7 protein-coding genes are annotated in these 6,908 nt (G+C 52.0%); 1 reads left to right on the top strand and 6 read right to left on the bottom strand.

Translation table 11 applies throughout. From position 1 onward, the window contains the following. Positions 1–61 precede the first annotated feature (61 nt). The 6 genes from HMPREF2572_RS00675 to HMPREF2572_RS00650 form a co-directional block, all read right to left on the bottom strand. The gene (locus HMPREF2572_RS00675; protein WP_246827728.1) at positions 62–559 is read right to left on the bottom strand and encodes a phosphatase PAP2 family protein; all 498 of its coding nucleotides are present in this window, start codon (positions 557–559) and stop codon (positions 62–64) included. Between the two features lie 475 nt (positions 560–1,034). After that, positions 1,035–2,096 carry a uroporphyrinogen decarboxylase gene (gene hemE, locus HMPREF2572_RS00670; RefSeq protein ID WP_070495439.1) on the bottom strand — a complete coding sequence of 354 codons (1,062 nt, stop codon included), beginning with the start codon at positions 2,094–2,096 and terminating at the stop codon, positions 1,035–1,037. 154 nt (positions 2,097–2,250) lie between these two features. Then, complete coding sequence (locus tag HMPREF2572_RS00665; protein WP_003778183.1) at positions 2,251–2,691, bottom strand: hypothetical protein; 441 nt, start codon at positions 2,689–2,691, stop codon at positions 2,251–2,253. A 32-nt stretch (positions 2,692–2,723) separates the two neighbouring features. Beyond that, positions 2,724–3,947 carry a heme biosynthesis protein HemY gene (locus HMPREF2572_RS00660; RefSeq protein ID WP_009311890.1) on the bottom strand — a complete coding sequence of 408 codons (1,224 nt, stop codon included), beginning with the start codon at positions 3,945–3,947 and terminating at the stop codon, positions 2,724–2,726. Then, positions 3,944–5,476: a uroporphyrinogen-III C-methyltransferase gene (locus HMPREF2572_RS00655; RefSeq protein ID WP_070495435.1), complete on the bottom strand. Its 1,533-nt coding sequence runs from the start codon at positions 5,474–5,476 to the stop codon at positions 3,944–3,946. The genes HMPREF2572_RS00660 and HMPREF2572_RS00655 overlap by 4 nt, the downstream gene beginning before the upstream one ends. Continuing rightward, a complete protein-coding gene (locus tag HMPREF2572_RS00650) occupies positions 5,463–6,194 on the bottom strand; it encodes a uroporphyrinogen-III synthase (RefSeq protein ID WP_070495428.1) in 732 nt (243 codons plus the stop codon). Before HMPREF2572_RS00650 ends, HMPREF2572_RS00655 begins: the two co-directional genes overlap by 14 nt. Before the next feature lie 189 nt (positions 6,195–6,383). Here HMPREF2572_RS00650 and HMPREF2572_RS00645 point away from each other — a divergent pair, with 189 nt between their 5' ends. Then, entirely contained in the window at positions 6,384–6,803 is a 420-nt protein-coding gene (locus HMPREF2572_RS00645) for a hypothetical protein (protein ID WP_070495425.1), read from the top strand. Positions 6,804–6,908 lie beyond the last annotated feature (105 nt).

Genomic DNA, 6,908 nt, shown 5'->3' with positions numbered 1-6,908 from the left:
CGAAACTCGCTTCGCTCGTTTTCAGACGACCTTTTAGGTTTTTTTATTAGGATTGGGTGCATCAAAGCACTAAAAGATACAGCCAGTAGGCAAAGCCGCCCAATGCTGCGCCTGCGGGCAGGTCAATCAGGTAGTGCTGTTTGGTAAAGATGCAGGACAGGGCAATCAATACGGGAAAGAGGAACGCGGCGGCGCCCAAAGTCGGCAGCGCGTGCAGGGCGGTCAGCATGGCGACGGAAACGTGCATACTGGGGAAACAGTTGCTGGCTTGGTCGAATTTTTGAACAAACTGTAAAAACCATTCGGACGGTGTTTTGCCGGTATTGATGCTGCGCCAATGCGGCGGAGTGGAAACGGGAAACAGCCAGAAGAACAGCATTTGCATAAACAGCAACATCAGGAAGCTGAACGCCATCATGTTGAAATGGCGGTGGTCGGTGGCGATGATGTTGAGGTAGAGGATGGCGGGGTAGTAAAGAAAGCTGTATATCCACGACCAACGCGGGCGGAAAGGGATTTTTTCGTCTATCGGGGAATTCCAAACGATCTCTTTGCGCAAAGGGTGGCGCTGGGTATAAAAGTAAACTGATAAGCGCCGATAATCATCACGCCGCTCAATATCAGATTGACGAAATAGTCTTGAAAGTTCATGTGTGTGTTCCTAGAGGGGCTGTCAACATTCAATAGTTTTCGTGTCTTTTTATCCTCAAAGCGGAAGATTCAAGGTGTCCAACCTTGTTGCAGTTTCCGCCTTGAATCTTCCGCTTTGTGAACAAAAATCCACTGGGGAAATTAAATGTTGACAGCCCCTAAAAAGATGGATTTTATTGAAATTGGAAAGGTTGTTTTAAAGAACATCATCATACATGTCTTTTGAAATATGTGAAATCAATCTGATTTGATTTGGGTAAATATGCAGTCAGTTAAATAGAAAATGTCTGATTTTTACTTTTCATCCAATATATATAAAAAGGTCGTCTGAAAACCAAACCGGCAGGCAGTTTGGGTTTCAGACGACCTTTTTTCGCGCCCAATCAGGCGTGATATTGGCGCGACAGTTCGTGTACGGTATCGACTAAGATTTTGGCGTGTTCGGGGTCGGCGTGTTGGTTGATGCCGTGTCCGAGGTTGAAGACATGGCCGCTGCCGTTTCCGTAGTCGGCTAGGATGCGCGCGACTTCGGTGCGGATGGATTCAGGCGTGCCAAAGAGGGCAAACGGGTCGAAGTTGCCTTGCAGGGCGACTTGGTTGCCGACGCGGCGGCGTGCTTCGCCGATGTTGCACGTCCAGTCCAAACCCAATGCGTCTGCGCCGATTTCCGCCATGCTTTCCAGCCACAGTCCGCCGCCTTTGGCAAACACGATAACGGGAACGCGCCTGCCTTCGCTTTCGCGTTTCAATCCGGCAACGATTTGGCGGATATATTTGAGGCTGAACTCTTTAAACGCCGCATCGCTCAGGACGCCGCCCCAAGTGTCGAAAATCTGCACGGCCTGCGCACCCGCGTCGATTTGGGCGTTGAGGTAGGCGGTAACGGCTTGGGCGTTGGTGTCGAGGATTTTGTGCAGCAAATCGGGACGCGAGTACATCATGGTTTTGATGGTGCGGAATTCTTTGCTGCTGCCGCCTTCGACCATATAGCAGGCGAGCGTGAACGGGCTGCCGGAGAAGCCGATGAGCGGTACGCGGCCGTCCAATGCTTTGCGGATGGAGCCGACGGCGTCAAAGACGTATTGCAGTTTTTCCATATCGGGAACTTGCAGCTTGGCAATGTCGGCTTCGTGTTGCAAGGCGCGTTCGAATTTCGGACCTTCGCCTTCGGCAAAATACAGTCCCAAGCCCATTGCGTCGGGGACGGTCAGGATGTCGGAGAACAGAATCGCCGCGTCCAAATCGAAGCGTTCTAAGGGCTGGATGGTCACTTCGGTCGCCAATTCGGTGTTTTTACACAAATCGAGGAAACTGCCCGCTTTCGCGCGCGTGGCTTTGTATTCGGGCAGATAACGCCCCGCCTGACGCATCATCCAAATCGGCGTGTATTCGACGGGCTGTTTGAGCAGGGCACGGAGGAAGGTGTCGTTTTTCAAAGAGGTCATGTGGGGCTTTCGGTTTGTTTGTAAAACGGGGAAGGAAAACGGTTTTCAGACGACCTTTGCGGCGGTTTCCGCAATGAAAGGTCGTCTGAAAAGGGGAGGGACGAGCACATTTGCCTAGGTAATCATCAGTAGATGATTAAACGGCAGCAGGTTTTCATGGGGTTTCAATGGTGCGTTTATCTTCGATATGGATAACTTTGAGTTCTTCAGCATCACAATCGCGATGAGAGCGCCCTTCGATACCGATTTTGAAATCTTCATCCAATCCTTGTTCTTTTAGGATTAGCGTAAAAATTTCGGGATGATGGCATGAAACGGCATATCCATCGCCGCTATCTAAAGTGATAATGCCAAAATCTGCAGATGGTGTTCCTATTTGAACTTTGCCCCATTTGCTTAATATCTCTTTAGCCTGTTTCGCCAGATCTTTTTCCGGTTCAAGTAAAATGACGCAAGTACCATTTTCAAAGAGCACCCAAGATTTTTCGTTTCCATTAATGCTCTTTTTCCAAACATCAATTAACTTTTGGCGATAAGTAGGCGTTCCAATTTCAAATATTTCTTTCTTTTCCTTAAAGGAATCTGAAGGTCCCATCAAATTCTCCCAGATAAAGATATTTCCCAAACTCAGCTATGCTGCTCCAATGCTGCGTGGCGTTCGTCATCGGAGACTGCTTCCAAAACCAATTTCCGCTGTTCCTGAGCTTTTTGCGGCTGTCCGGTTTCGTCGAGTACGCGTGCCAGCATGAGGCGGGCGGCGATGCTCGGTTGCAGGGCGATGCTGGCTTCGAGGTAACTTTGTGCCTTGCCCCACAGGCTGCGGCCGTAGGCAAGCTGTCCGAGGTACATCAAGAGCGGTGCGTCGTCGGGTTTGTCTTTCAGCCAAGAATCGGCAAGGTCGATGGCTTTTTGCTGGCCGCGTTCGTTGAAGAAGCGGACGCTTTCGACGAAGGCTTCCAAAAGTTCGGGGCGGCGGTTTTGCGGGTAGTATTGGCGCACCCATTTGACGGCTTCGGTATAGAGTCCGAGACGCTCGTATTTTTCGGCAATGGCGACACACAATTCGTCCGCTTTGAGTGCTTCGGGAATGCGCTTCAGACAGGTTTTCAGACCGGCTGCGTCTGATGCTTCCGCCAACAGGCGGCGGTATGCCCAGCTTTGGTATTGTTCCGCTTCAAAATCGTTAATCGCGCCGACTTTCATCAGTTTTTCGGATTTCGCCAACACATCTTCCGCATCGCCGTGGTCAAAGGCATAACGCAGTTGCAGGCGGGCGAGGCGGGACAGGTTGGGATGGATGCGCGCGGCGGCGTTCAGATTTTCCAGGGCGGTCGGATAATCGCGGCGGCCGAGTGCGGACTCTGCCAACAACAGATAGCGGGAAAGCTGCTGTTTGTTCGGCAGTTTTTCAATGTCTTTCAGGTAGTGGTCGCGCAGTTCGAAGTTTTCCATTTGGTCGGCGGCGTGCGCGCCCAGCATCAACGCGAGATTGCGGTTGTCGCCGGCTTCTTTGTTTTCCAATACTTTGGCGGCTTCCTGCTCCGCTTTTTCAAAGCGGCCTTCAAAAAACGCCAAACCTGCGCTGTTCAAAGCGACGGCTGCCTGACGGCCTTTGCGCGCCGTGCCGAAACGCTGCATACGGGCGGGGATGTTCATCAGGCCGACGATGAATTTGATCAGGAAATACAGGGTAACGACAAACAGAACCAGCCCTAAGATAAAGGCGTGCAGGTTGACCCGCATCATGACCTGTCCGACGACGATATAGACATTACCCGTGTAAATACCGGAAGTTAGGACGATACCGACTGCGGCGGCGAATAAAACGACAATCCAGACGACGGCTTTCATGCACGGCCTCCTTTGGTCTCAGCATCGGCGGCAGGGCGGCTTTGTTTCTCAGGAGCCGCTTTCTTTTCCGGCTCGGAAATGTTTTGCGGTTTGGCCTCGGAAGGCAGCGCCGGAGCTTCTAAAGGCTTCGTGTCTGCTTGGGCGGAAGGGGCGGGTTTCTGCGCAGGGGTAGGTCTTGCTTTGGCAGGATGGGCAGCCCTCGGAGCCGGTGCGGTTTTCGGTGCGGAAGCAGTTTCATTCACCTGCGAGGCGGTTTGAGGAGCGGCAGCTTCGGACGCGGCGGAGGGCAGGGGCGCGGACGCGGCGGTTGTTACGGGTTCGGGCAGCGCAACCGGAGTGCGCGTACCGTCTTGATAGGCGCGGATTGCGCTGAGGCTGGCTTTCAAACTGTCGTCTGAAATCATGCGTACATCCAGCGCTTTCAATTCGGACAACTCTTTCAGCCATGCCTGTGTTGCGGGCGATTTGCCGTCAAAGTATTGTTTGACCGCGGCTTCGACGTAGTTCAAATCGCTTTGATAAACCTCGCCGTTGTGCTGCATCAGCGCGGTACGCGCATCTAAAAGGCGCAGGCGCAGGTTTTCGCGGACGAAATACGCCTGTTCGGGCGACAGCAGCATCGCATCTTTATTGTCGAGTCGGCGGACTTCCACCAGCCCTTTCAGTGCAACCAAAGATTTATCCCAAGTATTTTGCCACCAAGAGCCTGAAGACGCGCCGTTGCTTTGCGCCTGCTCGCCCGGCTGCAATACGCCGTCCAACACCAGCGGCAGGCCGGAAACGGCGGTTTCCAAACGGTCGAGGCGCAGCGCCGTGCCGGAAATATCGACATACGGACGGTTTTTCAATGCCGCCAAATCATGGCTGACGGCTTGCTTGATGGGCAGCAGCTCGGGCTGGTCGAAACGGCTCAGGCGGCCGTCGATATGTTCCAACACCGCTGCCGCGCCTTGTACGTTGCCCGACAGCAGCAGTTGCTGCGAGGCGAGGTTCAACATGGTTTCCGCTTCGTCAACCAGCCAGTTGACGCGTCCTTTGGTCAGCTCTTGATACGCTTTTTGCGTCAACAGGATTTGTTCGTTGTTTGCCATTTGCGCTTTGCTCAAGCGGTCGATTTCGGCTTGGATGGCGGTTTGGCGGTTTAAATGGTCTTTCAGGAGTAAAGCGTTTTCAGACTCGCCCAATGCGGCTTTGTCAAGCTTTTGGTTAAACGAAAGCTCTTGGTTTTTCAAAACGTTTTGTCCCTGTACAAACAAAAAGCCGCTTGCGCCCAAACCCAGCAGCGCCAGCACCAGCGCGCCAACTGCCAGCCCTCTGCCGCCGGATTGTTTGATGATGACGGGGGCGGGTTGGTTTTGGGGAAGATTTTTAGATTCAGACATGTGTGTTCCTGCGTATTCAGAGGTTTTAGGCTGCTTGGCCTTTTTCGGAGCCGCTGTTTCAGACGACCCCGCGTTGCCCTGACTGTCGACGATAATCGGCCGACCGGCTTCGTTTGCTTCGGATGGATTGTCTTCAGACCGGCTCATCGGTTTGCTCCTTAGGAAATGATGAAAGTGCCGCTTTCAGAGAAGCGACGACCCGTATGTGGCGCGCACCCGCCTCGCGAAGCGCGTCGGCTATGCGCGGATGATGGGTGAAGTATAACAAGGATTCGAAGAATCGGGAAAACTGCGGCGGAACCTGAGCAAACAGCCCGCGTACCAGTTCGCCCGAAGCGATAAAGGCGGCATCAATGGATTCGGCATCAAAATCCTGCCAATTCAATTCATTATGTCGTCTGAAATACACTTCCGTGATTTCGACCGCAAAGCCTTTTTTCTTTAACGACTCCGCCAAAAAATCGCGCCCGCCGCGTCCGCGCACAATCAATACGCGCGCGCCTTGCGGCAACGTATCCCAAACTGGCAGCCGCAACACCGCCTCGCTGTCGTTGCCTTCTTGCGGCACAGAAACATTTTTTGCGCCGCAGCGTTCCAAAGCACGACCGCTTGCCTGACCGACTGCAACCTGAACCTTCAGGTCGTCTGAAAAATCCACATACGGTGCAGCGGTTTCAACCGCCGTCGGACTGACCCAAAATACCGCGTCCGCACGGGAAAACTGTTCTTTCAAACCGAGCAACGCCGTTTCATCAGGCTCGATTTCAACCGGACTCAACACCCGCGCGCGCCACCCAGCCTGTGAACAGGTGCATACATCATCTCCCGCACGCGCGGACGGACGGACAATCAGCATGACAGGCATTTCAGACGACCTCTTTATAGGATGGGTAATGGGTTGATGACGTTTAAATCGGTTTAAAAAAACATATCCAATGGATATAATTCTTTTTGTATTTTTACGGTTGATGCCTGCCAAGTCAATACTGAGTATGGTTTCAATAGGGTATTGGGCGGTAGGCTAGGCATGATTCGATTTTAGGAAAACATAGATATGAACAAAATAGCGACAATACTTTTTGCTGCGTTACTGGTGCCGTCTGTCTCTTTTGCAAGCGGAGACAATGCCGCCAAGATTCATTTGGTTAAGAAAATTTATCAAGAAGCAAGTCGCGATGATGAATCGGGCGTGAAGATTTTGAACCGATATGCCGATGCTTCTCTGAAAAAAGCCATCCGCACTGCTTCTCGGTCGAAGGATTTGTGTATAGAGGCTGATCCGATATGGAACAGTCAGGATCCTGAAACCGAAGTAAAGGTTAACGTATCTGCCTTGTCCAACGGTAAAATTCGTGCCAGCTTCAAACAATGGGGCAGTCCCGTCAAGGTAGATTATTCGGTCAACTGCTCTGGAAATGTTTGCAAAGTGACGGATGTCGATCATCTTAAACGTACTTGGCTTCAATGCCGTTAATGTGTTGGATTCATTAAAAGGTCGTCTGAAAACGCTTTTCAGACGACCTTTGCTTATACTATGGGCTGTCGACATTCAGAGACCTTTGCAAAATTCCCCAAAATC

The sequence above is a fragment of the Neisseria sp. HMSC064E01 genome (assembly GCF_001808875.1).
Lineage (GTDB): Bacteria > Pseudomonadota > Gammaproteobacteria > Burkholderiales > Neisseriaceae > Neisseria > Neisseria sicca_A.
This window is presented reverse-complemented; position numbering and strand designations above follow the sequence as displayed.

What these genes read in the sequence shown, in the direction of transcription:
- hemE (WP_070495439.1), bottom strand. Translation starts at nt 2,096, where the DNA reads ATGACCTCTTTGAAAAACGACACCTTCCTCCGTGCCCTGCTCAAACAG.
- HMPREF2572_RS00665 (WP_003778183.1), bottom strand. Translation starts at nt 2,691, where the DNA reads ATGGGACCTTCAGATTCCTTTAAGGAAAAGAAAGAAATATTTGAAATT.
- HMPREF2572_RS00660 (WP_009311890.1), bottom strand. Translation starts at nt 3,947, where the DNA reads ATGAAAGCCGTCGTCTGGATTGTCGTTTTATTCGCCGCCGCAGTCGGT.
- HMPREF2572_RS00655 (WP_070495435.1), bottom strand. Translation starts at nt 5,476, where the DNA reads ATGAGCCGGTCTGAAGACAATCCATCCGAAGCAAACGAAGCCGGTCGG.
- HMPREF2572_RS00650 (WP_070495428.1), bottom strand. Translation starts at nt 6,194, where the DNA reads ATGCCTGTCATGCTGATTGTCCGTCCGTCCGCGCGTGCGGGAGATGAT.
- HMPREF2572_RS00645 (WP_070495425.1), top strand. Translation starts at nt 6,384, where the DNA reads ATGAACAAAATAGCGACAATACTTTTTGCTGCGTTACTGGTGCCGTCT.